This window comes from Streptomyces sp. NPDC091371 (genome assembly GCF_040684275.1).
In the GTDB taxonomy this organism is placed as follows: Bacteria; Actinomycetota; Actinomycetes; order Streptomycetales; family Streptomycetaceae; genus Streptomyces.
This window is the reverse complement of the sequence record NZ_JBFBFP010000030.1, coordinates 56,902-80,303: the sequence shown is the minus strand read 5'-3', so window position 1 is coordinate 80,303 and position 23,402 is coordinate 56,902. Positions and strand designations below refer to the sequence as shown.

The window sequence follows — 23,402 nt, the reverse complement described above, 5'->3', positions numbered from 1 at the left end:
AGCGCGGCCGGGGGAGCCGGCGGGCCGTCGGCCCGATCGGGGCCCCCGGGCCGGAAAGGGCGTGCGGACACGTACCATGGCGGCATGTCCTTCCTCCGCCGCCACCGCGCCGCCACACCCGCCGGCCCGGACTTCGATGTCCTGGCCATGGACCCGGGGGACTGGCCGGGCAATCTCGGGGCCGGGTTGCTGCCCGCGCCCGACGGTAGCTGCCAGGGTGTCTTCCTCCGCTACGACCTGTTCGGCGGACGCGGACCCGCGATGATCATCGGCAACCTGCCCGAGGGCTCCCCCGCCCGCGACCTCGCCGAGGGCGAGGTGCCCTTCGAGGTGGCCCAGCTCCTCGACGCACTGGAGAACGACGAGGACGTCGAGGTCACCGGCGTCGAGGACTGCCCCGTCATGCAGGGCGACAACCTCCTCATCGTCCGGAAGATCAAGCTGTCGGAGTCCCGCATCTCCTGCGTCCAGTTCGACCGCAGCGACGACGTGCTGGTCACCATCGCCAGCTGGGACCGCCCGATCACCGATGACCTCTACGCCCTCCTGAAGCCGCTCCCCGCCGAGCTCTTCCAGCAGGGCTAGTACCTCCCGATCACGCGTCCGCGATGTCGTTCGCCGCCACGTAGCCGAACGTCATCGCGGGACCGATCGTCGATCCGGCCCCCGCGTAGCTGTGGCCCATGACCGCCGCACTCGCGTTGCCCGCCGCGTACAGGCCGCGGATCACCGAGCCGTCCGCCCGCAGCGCCCGGGCCCGCGCGTCCGTGACGATGCCGCCCTTCGTGCCGAGATCCCCGGGCACGATCTTGAACGCGTAGAACGGCGGGGCCCAGATCGGCGCCAGGCACGAGTTCGGCGTCACCCCCGGGTCCGTGTAGTAGTGGTCGTACGCCGTGTCGCCCCGGTGGAAGTCGGAGTCGGTACCGCTCCACGCCTGCGCGTTGAACCGGTTGAGCGTCGCCCGCAGGGCCGCCGCCGGAACCCCGATCTGGCCGGCGAGGGCGTCCCAGGTCCACGCCTTCTTCGCCGCGCCCGCCTCGTACCAGGAGTCCGGGAAGACGATCGTCGGCAGGATGTCCTTGAACAGGTACTTGTTGCGGTAGTTCTGATCCACGATCAGCCACGCCGGGATGTGCGAGCCGACCGCGCCGCGGTCCTTCTCGTACATCACGTGCACCACATCGCTGTACGGCGCCGCCTCGTTGACGAACCGCGCGCCGTTCGCGTTCACGATCAGGCCGCCCGGCAGGGTCCGTTCGGCGAGGCAGAAGTACGGCTCCCCGGGCAGCGGGATCGACGGCCCCCACCAGGCGTCGTCCATCAGGGCGAGCGCGGCCCCCGCCCGCTGGCCCGCCCGGATTCCGTCGCCGGTGTTCTCCTTCGCGCCCACCGACCACTGGGTGCCGATCGGCTGCTGCTGGTACTGCGCCCGCATCTGCGCGTTGTGCTCGAAACCGCCCGAGCCGATGATCACCCCGCGCCGGGCCCGTACGGTGCCCCGTACGCCCGCCTGCTCGACCACCACCCCCGTGACGGCGCCGCCCTCCTGGACCAGGTCGACCAGCGGGCTGTTCAGCCACACCGGCACCCCGGCCCGCATCAGCCCGGCCCGCAGCCCGGCCGCCAGGGCCTGCCCCATGGTCAGCGGCTTCTCCCCGCACAGCGCCGCCTTCGTGCCGCGCGCCAGGCACTCCGTCGACACCGCGAGGCCCTTCGCGTTCACCGCCGCGAGGTTCAGCCACTTGTAGTCCTGGCTGAACACCACCATCCCGGCCGGGACCGGCATGTACGCCGGGTTCAGGTGGGCCAGTTCCGCGCCCAGGATGTTGCCGTCGATGTAGTCCGGCTCGATGGAGCGGCCGTTCGGGAGCCCACCGGGCAGATTGGGGTAGTAGTCGCTGTACCCCTCCATGAAGCAGAACTTGAGCGGGCTGTTCGCCATCACGAAGTCCAGCATCCGCGGCCCGTTGGAGAGGAATGCCGCCTGCCGGTCGGCCGGCACCTCGCTCCCGACGACCGCCGCGAGGTACGCCGCCGCCTTCTGGGGGGTGTCCGGTACTCCCGCGCCGAGGATCACCGAGTTGTTCGGAAGCCAGATGCCGGCCCCGGAGCGGGCGGCCGAACCGCCGAAGGTCGGGGCCTTCTCGACGACCAGCACGCTCAGCCCCCGCTGGGCGGCGGTGAGCGCGGCGGTCATCCCCGCGGCCCCGGAACCCACTACGACGACGTCGTACTCGCCGAGCGAGGGGCCGTCCGCGGCCCGCGCGGTGGCGGACGGCAGCACGGTGGCGGCGAGCACCCCGGCTCCCGTTCCGGCAATGACCGTTCGTCTGGAGGGGAGGGCTTCGGTCGACGTGCGTGAAGCGCTTGCGGACATGGGCAGGCTCCAGCGGTGATGGGGAGGCGACGGTGACTCCAGCATGTCTGATGCTGAGTCAGAAAAGGTGTTCGGGGGATCATGTGATGTCAAGGCATCTGGCGCCGCCGCCTCCAGTACGCCACCGTCACCACGCCCAGCAGCGGCCCCCAGAGCACCAGCGGGGCGTAGCAGACGTAGAACCACAGAGAGGTCCAGCCGCCAACCTCGCTCGGGAAGTCCGCCGGTATCGGATCACCCGTGACGGTCGTCCCGGCGACCTGGGTCACCACGCCGATGGCGGTCCAGAGGGCGGTCAGGGCGAGCGCGCCGAGTGCGGCGGGCACGCCGGCGGCCGCCACCGGTATCCGCCGCCCGCCCAGGAGCGGGATCCAGCGGGGAACCCGCTCGCCCCAGGCGGCGACCAGCCCGATCGCGGTGAACGCCAGCAGCTCGGAGAAGGCCGAGAGGATGACGACATACAGGTCCAGCGGGAGCCAGCCCGGCAGCGAGCCGCTGTCCGCCTCGGAGTGGTCGACGAAGAGGAGCCCGAGACGCCACAGCCCGGACGGCAGGACGACGAAGGGGATGGCGTACGCGGCGATCCGCGCGTACCGGGGGACTCCGGCGACCGGGGCGTGCGCGGCCCTCCAGGCTGCGCGCAGGCCCTGACCGGGTGACCTTCCCCGGCTCGGGGCCGACGCCGGGCCCCGGCCAGTGCCCGTGCCCGTGCCGGAGCCCGTGCCGGTGCCTGAGCCCGAGCACGGCACGTCGACCACGGCGAGAGGGCCCCGAGGGCGGTCGGACGGGGTGAAGTCGGCATGCGTGGTCATCGCGATCTCCAAGCTGGCGGGCATCGGTTGCCCGGTCTGCTTCGAAGATCGCAGCCGTCCCGGTGTGCGCGGATCCCCCGTGAGAGGGGTCCGCTTCCCCCGCACGGGGGAGGGCAGTCGGCTTCGCGGCGTACGAGGGCGCGGACGAACCTCCCCCGCGCGAGGCGCGAACCGGCGGGTGACCGCCCGTACCAGGCCCGCACGAGCGAAGCCCCGCGGCGGTGGGAGCCACGGGACTTCGCGTCTTGGGGTGCCGGCGCCTGCCGGGTGCCGGTGCCTACCGGGTGCCGACGGCCGCGCGGACCGCTCTGCGGGCCATCCCGGCGTCGTCGTGCAGCCGGCGCAGCAGCAGCCGCTGCTCCTCGCCCGAGGACAGGGCACCCGCCGGGAGCGGCTGGGCCGGGGCGGGCGCCACCATCGAGCGCTGCACCGCCGTCTCGGACATCCGGATCTCCCTGGTCAGCACCAGCATCAGATTGACCAGGAAGGCGTCCCGCGCGACCGGACCGGCCGCCTGGGCCAGCCGGCTGATCTGTGCCCGGGCGGCCGGGGCATCGCCCAGTACCGTCCACAGCGTGGCCAGGTCGTAGCCGGGCAGGTACCAGCCCGCGTGCTCCCAGTCGAGCAGCACCGGGCCCGCCGGGGACAGCAGGAGGTTCGACAGCAGGGCGTCACCGTGGTTGAACTGCAGTGCCGTGCCCGACAGTTTCACGCCGTGCAGCAGCTTCTGCAGGTCACCGAGGTCCCGGTCGGTCAGCAGCCCCAGCTCGTAGTCGCGGGAGATCCGCCGCCCGTAGTTCAGCGGGGTCCCGAACAGCTCGGCCGGCGGACGCCACTGGTTGACCCGGCACACCGCCCCCAGGGCCGCCCGCAGGTCCACCCGCGGTGGTGCTTCCACCGGGTGCCGCTGGAGCGCCGCGACCCGGCCCGCCATCCGCTCGACCACCAGCGTGCAGTTCTCCGGGTCCGCCGCGATCAGCCGCGGGACACGGACCGGAGGGCGGTGCCGGACGAAGGTCCGGTACGCAGCTATTTCGTGCCGGTAGCGCTCGCGCCACTCCGGCGAATGGTCCAGTAAAACCTTCGCGACGGCGGTCATCCGTCCGGTCGTTCCCACCAGCAGGACCGAGCGGCCGCTGCGCCGCAGCACCTGCACCGGCGCGAACTCCGGACAGATCCGCTGCACCGAGGCGAGCGCGGTGCGCAGTTGCGCCCCTTGCGGCCCCGAGAGGTCGATTCTTCCGCTGAGCGGCTGCGACCCGGCTCCCGGCATCCGCCGCGCCCGTGCGGCGCCTTGCGCCGCCGAGGCGGGCCGGCCGGGGTCGAGGTAGGGGCCGCCGCCCGCCGGGAGCGTGCGGTAGGGCCGGACAGGTGCGGACACGGAGGACGTTGCTGCGTACATGGCTTTACGGATCCCTTCGTGCGCCGACTGGGTTCGTACGCCGCCCCGCCGGATCCCGTACTTCACCCTGGGGAGTTCCGCCGGTGAACCGGGTCGGGGAGGCGCATTCCTACCTGACACCCGGCCGGAGGTGGCGAACCATCGGGCGTGCCCTGGCGAAGCCTGGCGAATATGCCGTGGGGGCCTGACGGGGGGTTACTGTCAACTCAGCCGAGAACCTGGGGGCTTGACGTGAGCAAAGGTCCAAACACCCGCTTGAACGACCTGTTCGGCCTGGCCGGCTGGTCGAAGGGCGAACTGGCGAGGATGGTCAACCGGCAGGCGGCGGCCATGGGCCACCCCCAGCTGGCCACCGACACCTCGCGGGTGCGGCGCTGGATCGACATGGGGGAGACCCCGCGCGAACCGGTGCCCACGGTACTGGCAGCACTGTTCACCGAGCGGCTCGGTCGTGTCGTGACCAACGAGGACCTCGGGTTCGTACGGCAGCGGCGCACCACGAAACGGCAGTCGGACGGGGACACGCAGAACCCCGACGGCATGCCATGGGCGCCCGAACGCACAGCCGCGGTCCTCACCGAATTCACGGGAATGGACCTCATGCTCAACCGTCGCGGTCTGATGGGCGCGGGTGCCGCGCTCACCGCCGGCTCCGCCCTCAGCAATGCCATGCACGACTGGCTCCACACCGACCCGGCCCTCGCCAAGGAGGCGCAGCACTTCGGGGACGCCTTCCAGGCCGACCCGGCGGGCTACGACCGCTACGAGGCCGCCCCGATCGGCTCGCAGGAGATCGAGGCACTGGAACGTTCCGTCGAGGTGTTCCGCGCCTGGGACGCCTCCAGAGGCGGAGGGCTCCAGCGCAAGGCCGTCGTCGGCCAGCTGAACGAGGTCGGCGGGATGCTGGCCTACCACCACCCCGACCACCTCCAGCGCAGGCTCTGGGGGGTGGCGGCCAACCTGGCGGTGCTCGCCGGGTGGATGTCCCACGACGTGGGCCTCGAACCCACCGCGCAGAAGTACTTCGTCATCGCCGCGCACGCGGCCCGCGAGGGCGGCGACCGGCCGCGCGCCGGCGAGGCGCTCTCCCGGGCGGCCCGCCAGATGGTGCACCTCGGTCGGCCGAACGAGGCCCTGGACCTGATGAAGCTCGCCCAGTCCGGCTCCGGGGAGCGGACCCTGCCGCGCACTCGCGCCATGCTGCACACCATCGAGGCGTGGGCGCAGGCCGCCATGGGCAAGGGCCAGGCCATGCGCCGCACCCTGGGCGAGGCGGAGGAGCTGTTCGTCTCCGACAAGGGCGACGTGCCGCCGCCGAGCTGGATGCAGCACTTCGACGAGGCGGACCTGCACGGCATGCAGGCCCTCGCGTACCGCACCCTGGCCGACCACGACGCCACGGCGGCGCCGATCGCGGCACGCCACGCCAAGCAGGCACTGCGGCTGCGCGGGGACGGCTACCAGCGCTCGCAGATCTTCGACTACATTTCGATGGCCTCGGCCTGCTTCATCGCCGACGACCCGGAACAGGCCGACCGGTACGCCCGCCTGGCCCTGGTCTCGATGAACGAGACCTCCTCGCACCGGACATGGGACCGGCTGCGCGAGATGTACCGGCTCACCGGCCAGTACTCCGGATACGCGCGCATCGAGGACCTCCGAGAGGAGATCAAGCTGGCCCTCCCCGACGGCCCCCAGCCGATGCGCGGGCCGCGCGGGACGGTGGTGTAGGCGGGGGCGTGGTCGAGCACCGGCCCCCTGCACCCGCACGGAGACGAGGAAGGCCGCGCCTGACGGCGCGGCCCTGAAGTCCGTACGTCCCGTGCGGCCCACCGGACGCCGTCCGCCCCCGGCCTACCCGCCGACCCGGGCGACCAGCACGCACGCGTCGTCCTCGCGCTCGCTCTCGCCGAACTCCTCGATCACCAGCCGCACGCAGTCCTGCGCCGACCGCGCCGCCGAGAACCGCGGCGCGAGGGCCAGCAGCCGCTCGGTGCCGTCCGCCCGGCTGAACTCGATGCTGCGCGGGGTCAGTCCGTCCGTGTGCAGCACGAGGAGGTCGCCCACTTCGAGCCGCTCCTCGGCCTGCCCGTACACCGCGCCCGAGGTCGCGCCCAGCAGGACGCCCTCCGGCGGCAGCAGGGACCTGCCCGAACCGCGGCGGAACAGCAGGGGGGCGGGGTGGCCGGCCTGTGCCCAGGACAGGACCCGGCGCGCGGCGTCGTAGCGGCAGCACACGGCAGAGCCGAGCGCGGGCTGGACGGAGGTTTCCAGGAGCTGGTTGAGCCAGCCCATCAGCGGGCCCGGCTCGATCCCGGCCATGGCCATGCCGCGCAGCGCGCCCAGCATCATCGCCATCCCGGAGGTGGCGGTCACGCCGTGCCCGGTCAGGTCGCCGACGGTCAGCATCGAGCTGCCGTCGGGGAGTTCGAGCGCGTCGTACCAGTCGCCGCCGATCAGCGCGCTGGTCGCGGAGGGCAGATAGTGTGCGGCCACGTCCAGCGTGCCCGCGTTGCCGTGCGGGAACCGCAGGGAGCCGCGCCACGGGGGGAGCACGGCTTCCTGCAGCTCGACCGCCAGCCGGTGCTCGGTCTGCGCGATCTCCCGCCGGCGCTGCAGCGAGTCACGGGACTCGCGGACCGCCCGCTGGCTCCGGCGCAGTTCACTCACGTCGCGGAGCACGGCCCACATGGAGGCCGTGCAGCCGTCGGAGTCGAGTACCGGCTCGCCCCTCATGTGCAGCGTCCGGACCCGGCCGTCGGCGCGGACGATGCGGAATTCGCCGTCGATCGCCTTGCCGTCGACCAGGCAGGCGGTCACCCAGGCGGTGAGCAGCGGCTGGTCCTCGGAGAACAGGGTGGAGCCCAGTTCGTCGAGGGGCAGCGGGCCCGCCTCTGGGGAGCGGCCGAAGATCTGGAACAGCTCGTCGGACCAGCTGACCTCGTCGGTCAGCAGGTTCCACTCGGCGCTGCCGACGCGGGTCTGCGCCTCCGGGACGGCCTCGGGGGCCGCCTGCGGGAGTTCGACGGTCTCGGGCGCCGGCGGCAGGCCCTCCTTGAGCTGGCCGAGGTGCTCGCCGAGGTCGTCGAGGTGGTGCACGGCGAGGTCGCACAGAGCGCGCTGCCAGCGGCCCTGGGCGTCGTCGTCATCGACGACCGTGTCGCGGCGCACCGCGTCCACATCTCCCCGCAGCCGCCGGGTCTGTGAGATCAGTGCGTCCACCGACCCCGGCTCGGGCGGCTGCGCGGGACGGTCCGCGAACAGGTGGGACGGCATGAGAACTCCGATACAGGCGCGGCACGGCCAAGTCTGAAGGAAGGACCGGTTACGACTGTTGCACAGGCTGCGACTGCGTGTAAGGCGTTTGGCAACATCCGCGACGGTCTTGCTTCTGGCATATGCCGCAGGCCTCTCGGCCACCCCACCAGAGGGTCTTCGCGTACGAACGAATCCGGTCAGCAGACCTTCAGGACACGCTCACCGGAACCGGATGAATCTCGTCCGCCGGGTGTCCCGTGCGGGAGTGGATCCGCTGGACCGCGTCCGCGGACGGGCCCTCGGAGAGGCAGTAGACCGTGCCGGACTTCGGGTCGGCCCATGCCCGCTCGAAGTGGACGCCCTCCTCCTTCTCGATGGCCAGGTCCGCCTTGTGGGCGGCGGCCAGCTGCTCCTGTGTGATGCCCTTCATGCCCGTGTGGACGTCCATGAACTTGGCCATGGCGGAGCACCTCCTTCGCGTCCCTTCCATCGTCCGCCCGCGGCCGGAAAACGGCCTTCCGGCCGGGCCCGCTCGCTCGTACGGCCGATCTGTACGAGGAATCCCCACCCCTCTGACCGGACCGGATGCGGATCAAGGCGCCGCGCCCCCGTCCCCCTAACGGAGGACCCCCGCACCGGTGGCCCCCCGCGCTTCCCACCACACCCCCGGGTCGCTACCCTACGTGCCGGTAATGATCAGGGGCCGGTCCGCTCGCGCGGACCCGCGCAGGGTGGGGACAACGAAATGACCGGGCAGAGCCGTCGCTCCTTCCTCACCTATCTCGTCGCCGCGCCGACCCTGGCCCTGGTGACGCGCGCGGGCGTCGACGCGGTCGCCCCGCAGCCCGCCCACGCCGTGGTGCCGAGCCTGCCCGCCATCGCCGACATCATCGACCTGGGCGACCTGTTCATCCTCGCCGGGGCGCCCACCTCCGCCCTGCTGGCCCTCGCCGTCGAAGCGGACGGCACCATCCGCTTCCGGCTGCCGCGCGAGGAGGTCGGCCAGGGCCTCACCACCGCCGTGGCCATGCTCGTCGCGGAGGAGCTCGACGCGCCGCTGGCCGACGTACGGGTGGAACTGGACGACGCCCGGCCCGAGCTGGTCTTCAACCAGCTCACCGGCTCCTCCAACTCCATCCGCTCCCTCTACGGCCCGGTCCGCCAGTGCGCCGCCACCGCCCGGGCCCGGCTCGTCGCGGCCGCCGCCGTCCGCTGGAGCCTGTCCGCCGCCACCCTGACCACCGCGAACGGCACGGTCCGCGCCCCCGACGGCCGCACCGCCGACTACGGCAGCCTCGCCGCGGCCGCCGCCGACCCCGCGCTCGTCGTCCTCGGCGCCACCCCCAAGAAGACGGCCAAGCACGCCCTCGTCGGCAAGCCCACCAGCCGCGTCGACGCCCGCGCCATGGTCACCGGCGCCCAGCAGTACACCCTCGACCTCGACGTGCCCGGGGCCAAGCCCTGCGTGGTGCGCCGCCCGCCCACCCTCGGCGGCACCGTTCGCTCCGTCGCCAACCTCGCCGCCGTCCAGGCCATGCCCGGCGTCCTGCACGTGGTGACCGTCCCGACCGGGGTCGCCGTCGTCGCCGAGACCTTCGGACAGGCCCTGACCGCCAAGGCCGCCCTCCAGGTCACCTGGGGACCGGGCCCCGCAGACCAGCTATCCGACGCGGAGGTCCGTACGAAGCTGCGCGCGGCCACCCCGCCCCTGCTGGTGCCGCCGCTGCTGACCCCGTACGTGGACGCCGAGTTCGACTTCGCCTTCGTCAGCCACGCCCCGATGGAGACCAACTCCGCCATCGCCGACGTACGGGACGACCGCGCCGAGATCTGGTCCGGGCTCAAGTCCCCGATCGTGGCCCGCGAGACCATCGCAGCCGAACTGGGCCTGCCGCTGGGCAAGGTGCAGGTGCACGTGGTGCAGGCCGGCGGCTCCTTCGGCCGGCGGCTCTTCTTCGACGCGGCCCTGGAGGCCGCCCGCGTCTCCAAGGCCTGCCGCCGCCCCGTCAAGCTGATGTGGACCCGTGTCGACGACACCCGGCACGGCCGGATGCGCCCCGCCACCCACCACAAGATCCGCGCCACCCACCTGCTCGGCGAGGTCCTCACCTTCGAGCACCGCGTGGCCGCGGCCGAGACCGACTTCCGGCACGGGCTCGGCGAGATCATCACCGCCACCGCGGCGCACCTGCCGCTCGGCATCGGCAACGCCACCCTCGCCCAGACCCTGTTCCTGACCACGGTGAAGTCCCCCTACAACTTCGGGGTCACCACCCAGGCCCTCACCGAGGTGCCGACGGGCGTCCCCACCGGCTCCTGGCGCTCGGTGTACTCCGCCAACACGCGCGGCGCCGAGGAGATCGTGGTCGACGAACTGGCCGCGAAGACCGGCCGCGACCCGTACCAGTTCCGCCGCCTCTTCCTGAAGACCGACGCCCAGCGCGCCGTACTCGACAAGGTCGCGGCCGAAGGGGAGTGGGGGCGGCCGATGGGAGCGGGCCGCGCCCAGGGCATCGCCTTCCACGAGGAGTACAAGTCCCGCACCGCCTGCCTCGTGGAGATCGACACCCGCGACCCGGAGCACGTCCGCGTCACCAAGGCCGTCATCGCCGTGGACGTGGGCCTGCCCGTCAACCCGCGCGGACTGGAGGCCCAGATGATCGGCGGCCTCACCGACGCCATCTCCACCACCCTGCGCGCCGGCCTCCACCTCGACAAGGGGCTCCCGCTGGAGGGCAGTTACAGCCAGTTCCACTGGGCGAAGCAGCGCGACACCCCGCTCGACGCACGGGTCTTCGTCATGCCGGCCACCGGCGAGGAGCCGGGCGGCGCCGGCGAGCTCGGCGTGCCCGCCGCCGTGGGCGCCATCGCCAACGCCTGGGCCCGGGCCACCGGTTCCAAGCCGCGCAGCTTCCCCCTCGACTTCGACGTCGACTTCACCCCCTACCCGCGCTAACCGCTGGAGTACGCCGTGCCCTCGCACACCTTCACCGTCAACGGGCAGAGCGTCACCGTGGACGCCCCCGACGATCTGCCCCTGCTGTGGGTGCTCCGCGACATGCTGGGCGTCACCGGCCCCAAGTACGGCTGCGGAGTCGACGTCTGCAAGGCCTGCACCAGCCATCTCGACGGCGCCGACATCCGCCCCTGCGTCGTGCCCGTCTCCGCTTGCGCGGGTAAATCCGTGACCACCATCGAGGGGCTCGCGAACGGGGACGAGCTGCACCCGGTGCAGGAGGCCTGGCTCGAACAGGACGTCGCCCAGTGCGGCTTCTGCCAGCCCGGCCAGATCATGGCCGCCGTCGCGCTGCTCAAGCGGACCAGTGAACCCACCGACGCGGACATCGACGCCATCGCCAACATCTGCCGCTGCGGCACCTACGTCCGCATCAGGGAGGCCATCCGCAGCGCGGCCGCCAAGATGTGACGTTCCGTCGTCTGCGCCGCCGGCGCGAGCGAGGAAGGACCCCGACGTTCCCCCGTTGCGATGAATCGCATCGCGCCGGGGTCCGACCGCTCGAGGACAAACCTAGGCGGGGCGCCTGCCGCGTACAGGGTTCGCCCTGCCCAGTGACCGGGCGAGACGGGTATCACAGCGCACAGTGTGCCCCGGGTGGTTGAATGCGCCGGTGTCCAGGTCAGACGACGTCCTCAAGCTCCACCGGCTCGCCCGCACCGGGGGATCGGCCGTGCTGCTCGCCTGGCTCGCCACCCGGATCGGCGGCTGGACCGGAGTGGTGGACGCCGAACCGGCCCCCGGGTCCGGAGCCGGCGCCGGACCGGAATCCGCGCTGCGGGGCGCCGCCGAGATGAGCGCCCGCGGGCTGCGCTCGGCCGTCATGGAGAGCGAGGGCTCCGCGACGCTGCTGTTCGCGCTGGACGACCGGCGCGCGCTGGCCGCCGTACTGGAACGGCCGCAGCCCCCCGATGCGGCCGCGCTGCTCGCCGACGCCGCCGTACCGCTGGCCCTCGTACTGCGCGCCGAGGAGGCCGAACGCCGTGCGGAGCGGGCCGGGCTCGCCGAATCGCGGGCCCGCGAGGCGGTGCTGCACCTGCTGATGAACGGGGGGCTCTCCGCCGCCCGCCAGATCGCCGGGGCGCTCGGGCACTCCCTGCCCGACCCGATGCGGATGTACGTCGTGGAATGCCGGACCGGGCAGCGCGGCGAAGTGGCCCGGCTGTGCGCGGAGCTGACGGGCGGCCGGGCCTGGACCGTGCGCTGCCCCGTGTACGTACGCCACCTCATCGTGCTCGTCCCGGCCGGCCCGGCGGCGGCTCCGGGCGAGGACGACGCCCTGGCCGGGGCGCTCGTGGGGGTGGCCCGCGACGCCGTGGTCGGGGTCAGCGGCCAGGCGGGTCTGCGGGAGGCGCCGGCCGCCTACAGCCAGGCCTTCCACGCCCTCGCCGTCGCCCGTGGACGCGGGGAGCGGCACGCCCGGTTCGGGCCCGGCCCCGAGCTGGCGCTCGCCGCCCACGGGGCCGGCTCCGGCTGGGCCGGGGCCCTCCTCGCGCCGCTGCACACGTACGAGCCCAAGCGCCCCCAGGACCCCGGAGTGCGGGAACTGCGCGCGACCGCCCACGCCTGGCTCAACTTCACCTCGCACGCCACCCGCCTGCTGAAGATCCACCGCAACACCCTGGCCGGCCGGCTCCGGCTCATCGAGGGCCTCCTGGGGCTGGACCTCGCGCGCCTCGCCGACCAGTCCGCGCTCTCGCTCGCGCTGCGGCTGACCCCCGGAGGGACCTCCCCGGGCGCGATCCCGGACCCGGTGCCCGGCCTCGACGAGGTGCTGCGCGATCCGAGCCTGACCGACTGGGCCCGCGCGCACCTGCGCCCGCTGACCGGACCCGACGCCCCGCCCGGGGCCCGAGCCACGGTCCGTACCTGGCTGGACCACGATGCCCAACTCGTCCCGGCGGCCGCCGCACTGGGCATCTCCGTCCCGGGTGCCCGCAAGCGGCTGACCCGCGTCGAGGCACTGCTGGAGCGCTCGCTGCTCCAATCGCCGAGCGCCCGCCACGACCTGTGGCTGGCGCACCGGGCGGAGGAGCTCGCAGGCTGACACCATCACCAAAAGGGGCGAATCGCATAAAACATGCACGATCATGCCTGAATGAGGCGTATCAATGCGAAACGCGTGCTGGTCGGTGAACCCCTCGACACCGCACGCCTGGGCGAGACCCTGTTGCCCAAACGGCTCGCCCTGCCGATCTTCTGCAGCGACCCGCTCTCCTCGGTGGCGTACGCCACCGAGGAGATCCTGCTGATCCTCGCCCTCGGCGGCGTCGCACTGCTCCACCTCGCCTGGTACGCGGCCGCCGCCATCGTCTTCCTGCTCGTCGTGGTCATCGCCTCCTACCGGCAGACCTGCCACGCCTATCCCAGCGGCGGCGGCGCGTACGTCGTCAGCAAGGAGAACCTCGGCCCCACCGCCGCGCTCACCGCCGCCAGCGCCCTGCTCGTCGACTACGTGATGACCGTCGCCGTCTCCGTCGTCTCCGGCGTCTCCGCCATCACCTCCGCCATCCCCTCGCTCAGCGACCACGAAGTGGCCCTGTCGGTCGGCTTCGTGGTGCTGCTGACGGTGATGAACCTGCGCGGCGTCCGCGAGTCCGGCCGGATCTTCGCCATCCCCACCTACGGGTTCGTCCTCGTCATCTACCTCATGTTCGCCGTCGCCCTCGTGCGGCTGGCGACCGGCGAGACCATCCGCGCCGAGTCCGCCGACCTGCCCATCACCGAGACCGGCACCTACACCGGCATCGCCCTCGTGCTCCTCGCGATGCGCGCCTTCGCCTCCGGCTGCACCGCCCTCACCGGCGTCGAGGCGATCAGCAACGGCGTACCCGCCTTCCAGAAGCCCAAGGCCAAGAACGCGGCGACCACGCTGGCCGCGATGGGCGTCCTCTCCGTCACCATGTTCGTGGGCATCACCGCCCTCGCCATGACCTACCAGGTGCACGTGGCGGAAGACCCCACCGAACTGGGGCTCGCCCCCGGCACCCCGATGTCCACCGCCCTCGCCCAGATCGGCCGCGCCACCTTCGGCGACTGGCACTTCCTCTTCTACCTGCTCCAGGCCGTCACCGCCGGCGTCCTGATCCTCGCCGCGAACACCGCCTTCAACGGATTCCCGATGCTCGCCTCGATCCTGGCCAAGGACCGGTACGCGCCCCGCCAGCTCTTCAACCGAGGCGACCGGCTCGTCTACTCCAACGGCGTCGTGCTCCTCGCCCTCGTCGCGATCGGCCTCATCGTCGCCTTCGACGCCAACCTGACCCGCCTCATCCAGCTCTACATCCTCGGCGTCTTCGTCTCCTTCACCCTCTCCCAGGCCGGCATGGTCGTGCACTGGCGCAGGGAACTCGCCTCACCCGCCACCCCGCGCGACGAACGCGTCCACATCCACCGCCGGCTCGCCATCAACGCGATCGGCGCCTGCCTGACCGCCCTGGTCCTGGTCATCGTGCTGCTCACCAAGTTCACGCACGGCGCCTGGCTGGTCGTCATCGCCATGCCGCTGCTCTTCCTCGGGATGAAGGGCGTGCGCCGCCACTACGACCAGGTCGCCCGGCAGGTGACCATCGCCCCGGGCCTGAAACCGCGCAAGCCCGTCCGCCACCACGTCCTGGTCCTGGTGGCCAACGTGCACGCCCCCACGATGAAGGCCCTCGGCTACGCGCAGGGCCTGCGCCCCGACACCCTGACCGCCGTCACCGTCGCCGCCGACGAGGAGGATGCGGAGCGGCTGCGCGAGGCCTGGACCGAACACGACCCGGGCATCCCGCTGAAGATCCTGCACTCCCCCTACCGGGAGGTGGTCGGCCCGATCCTGGCCCACGTCGAGGAACTGGCGGGGGACTCCGCGACGGACGTGCTGTCGGTGGTCATCCCGGAGTACGTCGTGGGGAACTGGTGGGAGCAGCCCCTGCACAACCAGAACGCGCTGCGGCTGAAGGCGCGGCTGCTGTTCACCCCCGGGGTCGCGGTGATCGACGTGCCGTACCTGCTGGAGTCGGCGCGCAAGGAGGCGTAGCCGGATCCGCCGCGGCGCGCTGCACCACCGCCGCGTGCGCCAGCGCCAGCTCCACCACGTGCCGGGGGTCGGCGAGGGAGCGGCCGGTGAGCTGCTCCAGGCGGCGCAGCCGGTTCGAGACGGTGTTGCGGTGGCAGTACAAGCGCTGCGCGGCGTACGTGGTCGAGCCCTGGCAGACCAGCCAGGTGCCCAGGGTGGTCAGCAGGGTCCGGCGGTCCTCGGCGGGCAGCGCCAGTACCGGGCCCAGCACCACCTGCCGCAGCCGGGCCGCGAGTTCGCCCTGCGCCGCGACCAGCGCCGCCGGCAGCCCCTCGTCGAGCAGCGCCGTGCGCGGGCCGCCGGACGCGGCGACCGTGCTCAGGGCGAGGGCGGCCAGCCGCCGCGCCCCGGCCAGTTCGGCCGGGGTCCCGACCACCGGGCTGACCCCGGCGCGCACCCCGAGCGGCGCGAGCAGCTCCCGTACGGACTCCAGCGGACGGTGGCCCAGATCCACCAGACCGCTCTCCCCGTCGGCGCGGATCCGCCACAGCACGCGGGGCGCGGCGGTGCGTCCCGCCGCCTCCCCGCCCTCGGCGGCGCCCGTCCCCGCCACGACCACCACCGCGAACCGGCCCCGCTCCGGCAGCCCCAGCTGCGCGGCCGCGTCCGAGGCGGCGGGCCCGCCGGTGGCCGCACCGCCGTCGAGCAGGACGTCCAGCAGGGCCGCGCGGCGCTCCCGGTCGCGGTCGGCGCGCGGGGCCTCCGTCAGCCGGTACGACTCCGCCACGGCGTCCGTCATCTCGTCCAGCACGTCCCACAGCGCGGTCGCGGAAGGCAGCAGCCGGGGCAGCGCCGCCGGGTCGTGGGCGGCCACGGCCTCGGTGAGGGTCTGCCAGAGCAGCCGCCCGCCACGGCGGTAGGTGCGCAGTAACGAGGCGAGCGGCAGCCCCTGTTCCGCGCGGAGCGTGCCGGCGGCCCGGGCGTCGGCGAGGTCGAGGGGCAGCCCCCGGGACCTGCGGACCAGGCCCTCGACGGCCTGGTCGAGATCGTGGTGGATCCGCTCGCACAGCTCGGCCCGGCCGAGCAGGGCGGCGTACGCGGGGTCCTCGGCCAGCGTCAGGTCGGCGAGCCGGCGCGCCGCGACGGCGATCCGGCGGGACAGGTCCTCGCGCACGTCCTCGATGATCCGCTCCATGACGGGCAGGGTGGCACGGGGGACCGGCCGGTGGGGAGGGCCGTGACGCGCTCTTGGCGGGGAGGCCCGGACCGCCCCTCGTCGGGAGGTCCGGAGCGGTCCCATCCGCTACCGTGGGCGAAGCACTGCATGTGCAGTGCTCACCGCCACGTACCACCCGCAGCCACCCCGAGGACCGCCCATGCGCCAGAACCCGCAGCGCCGCGCCGCCCTGCTCGACGCCGCCATCGAAGTCCTGGCGCGCGAGGGCTCGCGCGGACTGACGCTGCGCGCGGTGGACGGGGAGGCGGGCGTCCCCACGGGCACCGCCTCGAACTACTTCGCCAACCGGGCCCAGCTGCTCGTGCAGATCCTCCACCGCACCCGCGAGCGGCTCATTCCGGACCCGGCGGACCTGGCCGCACCGCTGGACACCAAGGTGCTGCTCCGCCGGCTCGTGGACCGGATGCGGCGCGAGCGCAGCGTGTACCTCGCCATGCTGGAACTCCGCCTGGAATGCACCCGCCGCCCCGAGCTCCAGGCCGAACTCGCCGGCTTCCAGGCCGCCGAGCTGGAGGCGAACGTCTCCTGGCACCTGGAGTCGGGCCTCCCCGGAGACCGCCGGGGCGTGGTGCTGGTCTACCTCGCGATGACGGGCCTGCTCGTGGACGACCTGACGGTCCCGGCCACGCTGGAGGGCCACCCGCTGGAAGGCCTCATCGACACCCTGGTGGACCGCCTCCTCCCGGACGTCGATTAGACATCCGGTCAACTCGGGGAGCGCGCGGCGCCGCCGCCGCGCCCGGATCGGGGTGCGGTGATCTTATGCTCAGGTTTACGCGAGTCAGCTGGTTTTGCGGCTGGCGAGCGACTTTGATGGGTTTGCCAGGGACTCGTACCGGAGCAGGGGGACTACTCATGGGTGCTGACCACAACCAGATGAGTGCCGAGCACAACCAGAAGGACAGCACGCCCACACTGATCGGTTCCGTGCAGCGCGCACTGCGTCTCGTGGAAGCGATGTACGCCGAAGGCGGGGCGACGGCGAAGCGGCTCTCCCGGCTCACCGGGATCCCGCTGCCCACCGTGTACCACTTGCTGCGCACCCTCACCCACGAGGGCTACGTACAGCGCGAGGGCGGGGCATTTCGGCTCGCGGACGATCTACCGCTCGCATCTTGATCAAAAGCCGAAGCGATTCGGCCAAGCTGAGATGCGCTTTGGCGCATGTTCCAGCGGAAAATGCCAGAACACCCTTCCGCACTGTGGAAGTTGAGTAAGTTCCCTCCTGTCGCGCCGCAGACCGTGCACTCAGCACGTCCGGCCGGGAGGGGAGCCCGCGTGCCCGGGATCGACGAATGCCTGCTCGAAGCCATGGCCCTGCCTGGTGCGCGCGGGGCCGCGCTGGTCGACTGGAGCAGCGGACTGGCCCTCGGCACCGCGGGGGACTCGCCCGTGGGGGACCACGAGACCACCGCCGCCGAGACCGCCGAGCTGGCCCGCGCGGCCGCCGAGTACGAGTCCTTCGCCCCGGCGGCGACCGCGCCCGGCACCGCCGCGGCGGCCTTAGGCGACGCAGCCGGCCCGCCAGCCGGCCCGCCCGTCGAGGACCTGATCGTCACCACCCGCACCGGTTACCACGTACTGCGCTTCGTCGAGACGAGCTTCGACAGCAGCGTCTTCCTGCACCTCTGGCTCGACCGCGCCGACGGCAATCTCGCCCTCGCGCGACACAGACTCCGCATCCTGGCGGAAGGGCTGGTGCTCAGATGACCGCCCCTTCGGCAGCCTCGGCTTCCGCCGCCGTCTCCCCCCTCCTCACCCGGCTCGCCGCCGAGCGCGCCACCGGCGCGCTGCTCCGCGACCGCGGCACCCTCTTCCTGGAGGACGGCCGCATCGTGCACGCGGAGAGCCCGTCCACCCCCGGCCTCGACGTACTGCTCACCACCGGCGGCGGCCTCGCCCCCGAGCGCTGGCGCGAGGCAGTGGACCGGGCCGGAGCCCGCCGCCAGGTCGCCCGCTTCCTCGTGGACAGCGGCGGGCTCGCCGGCGGCGAGCTGGAGATATGCCACCTCGCCGCCATCTTCGACGCCGCGTTCTTCGCGCTCTCCCCGGGCAGCGGCCCCTCCCGGTTCCGCCGCGGAGCCACCCACTGGATCGGCTCCGTCCGCTCGGTTCCGGCCGCCGCCGTGGAGCGCGAGACCTGCCGGCGCAGGGAGCTGCTCGACGCGGTCTGGCCCTACCCCGCGCTCGACACCGCCCCGGTGGTGCCCCGGCCCGCGGCGCCCGGCCAGACCGTCACCGCCCGGCAGCGGATCCTGCTGGCCCGGGCGGACGGCGTCCGCACCCCGGCCGACCTCGCGTGGGTCCTGGGCCGGCCCGCCTTCCACACGCTCCTCGACGTACGGCGCCTCGCGGCGGCCGGACTGGTCGAGACGCCGCACGCGCCGGCCCAGCCGCCGGCCGCGGCGCCCCTGCCCGACTGGATGACCCAGGCCCAATCCCCGGACGTGGCGCTGCTCCGCCGGTTACGCGACGCACTGGAGGCAAGCCTGTGAGGCTCCCGCTGCGACCGGTCCTGCGCGCCGACCGCTCCGAGCGGAGGCAGCCCGAAACGGGGGCGGCAGAAAGGAAGAAGGCCGACATGACCACGGTGAACCCCGAGGCGGAGGCAGAGATACTCGCCGAGCTCCGCAGGCTGCGGGCCCGGGTGCCCCAGCTCACCGGAGCCTTCGCCGCGAGCATCGACGGCCTGGTCCTCGCCCAGGACAGCGCGGCCCCCGAAGCGGAATCCGTCGCCGCCCTCACCGCGGCCGCCCTCGGGGTGGCCCAGCGGCTCAGCGACAGCACCGGCCAGGGCGCGTTCCGCGAACTGCTGGTGCGCGGCGAACACGGGTACGTGGCGACCTACGCCGCCGGCGAAGCGGCCGTCCTCACCCTGACGGCGGAACCCCGCGTCAACGTCGGCCGCCTCCACCTGGAGGCCCGCCGCTCCAGCGTCCGGCTGGCCGAGCTCGTCGAACCCGCCCTCGGGCGCCGGGGCCCCGGAGGCCCGCCGCCGGGGTGAGCCCGTAGCCCTTCCCGTACCAGCACAAGCGACAGAGACACCGACACCGACACCGACACGGACACCGGAAAGAGGAATCACCCATGGCCAACGTGGAGACCGCTCTCAAGGAAGCCACCACCAGCATCGAGGGCGCCCTCGGCGCCGCGCTCGTCGACTACGGCAGCGGCATGGCCCTCGGAACCCTCGGGGGCGGCAAGGACCTGGACCTCACCGTCGCCGCCGCCGGCAACACGGACGTGGTGCGCGCCAAGGTCCGCACGATGGAGATGCTCGGGATCAAGGACGAGATCGAGGACATCCTGATCACCCTCGGGAACCAGTACCACCTGATCCGGCTGCTGCGCAGTCGGGGCTCCTCGGCAGGGTTCTTCCTGTACCTGGCGCTCGACAAGGGCCGCGCCAACCTCGCGATGGCCCGCCACCAGCTCAAGAAGATCGAGTCGGAGCTGGAGATCTGACGTCGATCCTCGTCGTCGAGGTGGCGGACGGTTTAATTCTTGCCGTCCGCCCGGCGATCGGTTTCGTTTGCCCCATATGGGGCGAGTTTATGATTCTGTTACAGAGTAGGATGCTGTGAGCAGCTGATCATCGATAAAGCATAAAACGCTGGAGAACCCGCCACCCATGCCCCCGCGCCTGAGCATCGTCGTCCCCGTCTACAACGTCGAGCTGTATCTCGACGAGTGCCTGGAATCCATCGCAGCTCAGACCTTCGAGGACTTCGAGGTCATCCTCGTGGACGACGGGTCCACGGACACCAGCGCAGTCATAGCCAAGGCGTTCGCCGCCAAGGACAAGCGCTTCCGTGTCGTGATGCAGGAGAACGCGGGCCTCGGTGCCGCGCGCAACGTCGGTGCCCGCCACGCGAACAAGGACGCGGAGTACCTGGCCTTCGTCGACAGCGACGACACGATGCCGGACTACGCGTACGAGCGCCTCATCGCCGCGCTCGACGAGACCGGCTCGGACTTCGCCGGCGGCAACGTCAAGCGCTTCCGCTCGGTCGGCATGAACCAGTCGTGGGGCCACCGCGCCGCCTTCGCCAAGACGCAGCTCAAGACCCACATCTCCAAGTTCCCGGCGCTGGTCACCGACCGCACCGCCTGGAACAAGGTCTACCGGCGCACCTTCTGGGACGAGCACGGCTTCCAGTACCCGGAGGGCATCCTCTACGAGGACGCCCCGGTCAGCATCCCCGCGCACTACTTCGCCTCCAGCGTCGACATCCTCAGCGACTGCGTCTACCACTGGCGCGTCCGCGAGACCGGCGAGCGCTCCATCACCCAGCGCTCCACCGACCCGGTCTCCCTCATCGACCGCGTGAAGTCCGTCCGCCTGGTCCGCGAGTCCCTCAAGGCCAAGCAGGGCGCCAAGTACGTCCGCTACCTGCGCGACTACGACTACAACGTGCTGAGCGAGGAACTCCCGCTCATCTACAAGTACGTCGGCGAGGGAGGCCCCGACTTCCGCGCCGCGTTCGTCAAGGAAGTCGGCGGCCTCGTCCGGGAGATCGGCACCGGCCCCTGGTCCGACCTGACCGTCGCCGACCGGCTCAAGGCGTACCTCGCCGGCGAAGGCCGCGTCGAGGACTTCATCGCCCTCCAGGCCCACCAGCGCGACTACCACTACAGCGTGCCGGTCAAGGGACTCGCCCGCCCGCAGGCGGACTACCCCTTCCTGCAGGGACGCCCGCCGGTCCCCGCCAAGATCCTCACCCTCGGCCCGCGCGAGCGCCGCGTAGTCAGCCGCCTCGAGCAGGCGTCCTGGTCCGACGGCAAGCTGCTCCTGCGCGGCTACGCCCTCCCGGGCCACCTCGGTGCGGAGAGCCGCCTCGGCTCCCGCAAGATGCTGGTCTTCCGCGAGGGCGGCAAGCGTCGCCGCTCCGTCGTCAGCGCCCGTACGGTCGCCTCCCCGATGGCCTCCGTGATGTCCCCCCACCTCGCCCTGCGGCACGCCGACTGGGCCGGTTTCACCGCCGTCATCGACCCCTCGATCTTCCAGTCGGGCGGCAAGTGGCGCGAGGGGATATGGACCACTTCCGTCGCCGTCACCGGCGCCGGCGGCCTGCACCGCGCCCGCCTGCGCGGCGGCGAGCACGACACCGGCCAGAACCCGCCCCCGCACTGGGTGGCGCCCGACGTCCGGATCGTCCCGGCCGTCGCCGGATCCCTCACCGTCCAGGTGGAGATCGTCGGAGCCCGCGCCCTGGACGTCCGGCCGGCCGGTGACGACGCCGTCGAGATCAGCGGCGAGCTCTCCGCCGAGGTCGGCGCCGCCGCCACGCTGAAGGCCGTGCACGTCACCACCGGCACCACCGCCGACTTCCCGCTGGAGACGGCGGCCGCCGCCCCCAGCGGCCGGATCCCCTTCACCGTCCGCGTGCCGCTGGCCGAGCTGGCCGCCGTACCGGACGCCGAGCGCGAGCCCGGCGAGTGGATCCCGGAGCCGTGGAGCCTGTCCGTGACCGGCGCCGACGGCACCGAGCACCGCCTGGTCCACGACGAGCGCGGAGGCTTCAACGGCCTGGCCGTGCCGCTGCCCGGCACGGACACGGACCGCTCCGTCTTCGCGAAGCGCGGCAACACCGGACACCTCACGCTCTCCGTGCAGCCCTCGCCGCCGCTGGTCGACGAGGTCGTCGCCGAGGACGGCACCGTCACCCTGCGGGGCCGCTTCGTCGCGCCCACCGACGAGCCGTACGAGCTCGTCCTGCACAACGTGCACGGGATGGAGTTCAGCTACCCCGTCACCCGCGACGGCGACCTGTTCACCGCCGAATTCGAACCGTCGCTCCCCGAGACGTACGCCGGCCGCACCACCCTCCCCGAGGGCCGCTGGTGGCCCACCCTGCGCCCGCTCGCCCAGAGCGGTACCACCGCCGGCCTGCTCGGCGTCGACCGCGGGGCGCCCGTGCAGATGGCCACCGGCATGCTCTTCGCGGGCCCGCACCCCCTCACCGTCCAGGGGCGCCGGATGCGCGTGGAGACCCGCTTCCACGACCGCATGGTGCTGGTCGCCGACCCGCTGCTCAGCCCGCACGACCGCTCCAACTACGCCCAGCGCGTCGCCCGCTGCGAGACCTACCCGGCGCAGCGCGCCCTGCCCGTCAAGGACGTCGTCGTCTACGACACCTTCCAGGGAACCGGCGCCGGCGACTCGCCCCGCGCCATCCACGAGGAGCTGCTGCGCCGCGGCGAGAAGCTGGAGCACATCTGGCTGGTCCGCGACGGCCGCGCCGAGGTCCCCGCGACCGCTCGAGCCGTGCAGTACGACAGCGTGGAGTCCTGGGAGGTCATGGCCCGCGCCCGCTACTACGTGACCAACGACAGCGTTCCGCGCAACTTCCAGCGCCGACCCGGACAGATCGTCGTACAGACGTGGCACGGCACGCCGATCAAGCAGATCGGCCACGACTTCGTGCACGACTACTACACGAGCCCGGAGATCCTGGAGGGCTTGGAGCACGACAGCGCCCAGTGGTCGCTGCTCGCCTCCCCGAGCTCGTACGCCACGCCGCTCCTCAAGCGGGCCCTCGGCTACGACGGTGAGGTCATCGAGGCCGGCGCCCCGCGCGCGGACGTGCTCGTACGGCCCGACGAGGAGCGGATCGCCGAGGTCCGGCGGAGGCTCGGCCTGCCCGAGGGCAAGAAGGTCGTCCTCTACATGCCGACCTGGCGCGAGAACTGCGAGGGCTGGTCCGGCGGCTACAAGATGGACCTGCGGATCGACCTGGACGCGGCCCGCCGCGAGCTGGGCGAGGACCACGTCCTGCTGATCCGCGGCCACCGCCACGTCAGCGAGCAGGTCCGTGACGGCGTCCGCGACGGCTTCGTCATCGACGTGACCCGCTGGCCCGACGCCGCCGACCTGCTGCTCGTCGCGGACGTGCTGATCTCGGACTACTCCTCCGCGATCTTCGACTTCGCGCTGACCGACCGGCCGATCCTGCTGTTCACGTACGACCTGGCGCACTACCGGGGCACGCTGCGCGGCTTCAACTTCGACCTGGAGGCCAAGGCCCCCGGCCCGCTGCTCTCGGACTCGGCCGGCCTGATCGAGGCCGTGCGGAACGCCGACGCGGTCGGGGCGGAGTACGCCGAGGCCCGGGCGGCGCTGCGCGCCGAGTTCTGCGACCTGGACGACGGCCGCGCCGCCGAGCGCGTCGTCGACCGGATGCTGGCGATGAACGAGGCCGGCACGCAGTAGGCCGTAGGCCTTGCGCCGTACGAGTTGAATCCAGGCTGGATACAGACCGGCCCCGGGCCCACCGATGAATTTCGGGCCCGGGGC

Annotated in this window: 19 protein-coding genes; 13 read left to right on the top strand and 6 right to left on the bottom strand. The window is 72.6% G+C overall.

Annotation, left to right across the window (positions count from 1 at the left end; all coding sequences use genetic code 11):
• Positions 1 to 84: 84 nt before the first annotated feature.
• Positions 85 to 585 (top strand): hypothetical protein, encoded by a 501-nt coding sequence (locus tag AB0O21_RS27400; RefSeq protein WP_365175203.1) that lies wholly within the window; start codon positions 85 to 87, stop codon positions 583 to 585.
• 10 nt (positions 586 to 595) lie between these two features.
• On the opposite strand, the gene kstD is transcribed toward AB0O21_RS27400, so the two are convergent.
• From kstD to AB0O21_RS27385, 3 genes are all read right to left on the bottom strand, one after another.
• The gene (gene kstD / locus AB0O21_RS27395) at positions 596 to 2,380 is read right to left on the bottom strand and encodes a 3-oxosteroid 1-dehydrogenase (protein WP_365175201.1); all 1,785 of its coding nucleotides are present in this window, start codon (positions 2,378 to 2,380) and stop codon (positions 596 to 598) included.
• 89 nt (positions 2,381 to 2,469) lie between these two features.
• The gene (locus tag AB0O21_RS27390) at positions 2,470 to 3,192 is read right to left on the bottom strand and encodes a hypothetical protein (protein ID WP_365175199.1); all 723 of its coding nucleotides are present in this window, start codon (positions 3,190 to 3,192) and stop codon (positions 2,470 to 2,472) included.
• A gap of 277 nt (positions 3,193 to 3,469) precedes the next feature.
• The gene (locus tag AB0O21_RS27385) at positions 3,470 to 4,594 is read right to left on the bottom strand and encodes an aminoglycoside phosphotransferase family protein (RefSeq protein ID WP_365175197.1); all 1,125 of its coding nucleotides are present in this window, start codon (positions 4,592 to 4,594) and stop codon (positions 3,470 to 3,472) included.
• A 231-nt stretch (positions 4,595 to 4,825) separates the two neighbouring features.
• Between AB0O21_RS27385 and AB0O21_RS27380 the strand changes: the two genes are divergently transcribed.
• Positions 4,826 to 6,325: a hypothetical protein gene (locus AB0O21_RS27380; protein WP_365175195.1), complete on the top strand. Its 1,500-nt coding sequence runs from the start codon at positions 4,826 to 4,828 to the stop codon at positions 6,323 to 6,325.
• A gap of 123 nt (positions 6,326 to 6,448) precedes the next feature.
• Here AB0O21_RS27380 and AB0O21_RS27375 read toward each other — a convergent pair whose 3' ends face one another.
• Positions 6,449 to 7,870, bottom strand: a complete 1,422-nt coding sequence (locus AB0O21_RS27375; RefSeq protein WP_365175193.1) for a SpoIIE family protein phosphatase — start codon at positions 7,868 to 7,870, stop codon at positions 6,449 to 6,451.
• A 190-nt stretch (positions 7,871 to 8,060) separates the two neighbouring features.
• Positions 8,061 to 8,312 (bottom strand): SCO4226 family nickel-binding protein, encoded by a 252-nt coding sequence (locus AB0O21_RS27370; RefSeq protein WP_365175191.1) that lies wholly within the window; start codon positions 8,310 to 8,312, stop codon positions 8,061 to 8,063.
• 285 nt (positions 8,313 to 8,597) lie between these two features.
• Here AB0O21_RS27370 and AB0O21_RS27365 point away from each other — a divergent pair, with 285 nt between their 5' ends.
• The 4 genes from AB0O21_RS27365 (at position 8,598) to AB0O21_RS27350 (ending at position 14,889) form a co-directional block, all read left to right on the top strand.
• Positions 8,598 to 10,808 (top strand): molybdopterin cofactor-binding domain-containing protein, encoded by a 2,211-nt coding sequence (locus tag AB0O21_RS27365; protein WP_365175189.1) that lies wholly within the window; start codon positions 8,598 to 8,600, stop codon positions 10,806 to 10,808.
• 15 nt (positions 10,809 to 10,823) lie between these two features.
• A complete protein-coding gene (locus tag AB0O21_RS27360; protein ID WP_365175187.1) occupies positions 10,824 to 11,279 on the top strand; it encodes a (2Fe-2S)-binding protein in 456 nt (151 codons plus the stop codon).
• Between the two features lie 202 nt (positions 11,280 to 11,481).
• On the top strand, positions 11,482 to 12,915 hold the full coding sequence (locus AB0O21_RS27355; RefSeq protein ID WP_365175185.1) for a helix-turn-helix domain-containing protein: 1,434 nt from the start codon (positions 11,482 to 11,484) through the stop codon (positions 12,913 to 12,915).
• Positions 12,916 to 12,966: 51 nt separating this feature from the next.
• Positions 12,967 to 14,889: an APC family permease gene (locus tag AB0O21_RS27350; protein ID WP_365175183.1), complete on the top strand. Its 1,923-nt coding sequence runs from the start codon at positions 12,967 to 12,969 to the stop codon at positions 14,887 to 14,889.
• Here AB0O21_RS27350 and AB0O21_RS27345 read toward each other — a convergent pair.
• Entirely contained in the window at positions 14,825 to 16,063 is a 1,239-nt protein-coding gene (locus AB0O21_RS27345) for a helix-turn-helix domain-containing protein (protein WP_365175181.1), read from the bottom strand. The two genes, AB0O21_RS27350 and AB0O21_RS27345, sit on opposite strands and share 65 nt — an antisense overlap.
• Before the next feature lie 181 nt (positions 16,064 to 16,244).
• On the opposite strand from AB0O21_RS27345, the gene AB0O21_RS27340 reads away from it, so the two are divergent.
• The 7 genes from AB0O21_RS27340 to AB0O21_RS27310 all read left to right on the top strand — a co-directional run bounded on the left by AB0O21_RS27340 (position 16,245) and on the right by AB0O21_RS27310 (position 23,318).
• The gene (locus tag AB0O21_RS27340) at positions 16,245 to 16,802 is read left to right on the top strand and encodes a TetR family transcriptional regulator (protein ID WP_365175179.1); all 558 of its coding nucleotides are present in this window, start codon (positions 16,245 to 16,247) and stop codon (positions 16,800 to 16,802) included.
• A gap of 158 nt (positions 16,803 to 16,960) precedes the next feature.
• On the top strand, positions 16,961 to 17,224 hold the full coding sequence (locus AB0O21_RS27335) for a helix-turn-helix domain-containing protein (protein ID WP_365175177.1): 264 nt from the start codon (positions 16,961 to 16,963) through the stop codon (positions 17,222 to 17,224).
• Positions 17,225 to 17,383: 159 nt separating this feature from the next.
• Positions 17,384 to 17,815, top strand: a complete 432-nt coding sequence (locus tag AB0O21_RS27330; RefSeq protein ID WP_365175175.1) for a hypothetical protein — start codon at positions 17,384 to 17,386, stop codon at positions 17,813 to 17,815.
• Positions 17,812 to 18,600, top strand: coding sequence for a transcriptional regulator (locus AB0O21_RS27325; protein WP_365175173.1), 789 nt, complete (start codon positions 17,812 to 17,814; stop codon positions 18,598 to 18,600). Before AB0O21_RS27330 ends, AB0O21_RS27325 begins: the two co-directional genes overlap by 4 nt.
• 86 nt (positions 18,601 to 18,686) lie before the next feature.
• Positions 18,687 to 19,109, top strand: a complete 423-nt coding sequence (locus AB0O21_RS27320; protein WP_365175171.1) for a roadblock/LC7 domain-containing protein — start codon at positions 18,687 to 18,689, stop codon at positions 19,107 to 19,109.
• 83 nt (positions 19,110 to 19,192) lie between these two features.
• A complete protein-coding gene (locus tag AB0O21_RS27315; RefSeq protein ID WP_365175169.1) occupies positions 19,193 to 19,570 on the top strand; it encodes a hypothetical protein in 378 nt (125 codons plus the stop codon).
• Between the two features lie 166 nt (positions 19,571 to 19,736).
• Positions 19,737 to 23,318: a CDP-glycerol glycerophosphotransferase family protein gene (locus AB0O21_RS27310; protein WP_365175167.1), complete on the top strand. Its 3,582-nt coding sequence runs from the start codon at positions 19,737 to 19,739 to the stop codon at positions 23,316 to 23,318.
• Positions 23,319 to 23,402: the final 84 nt, after the last annotated feature.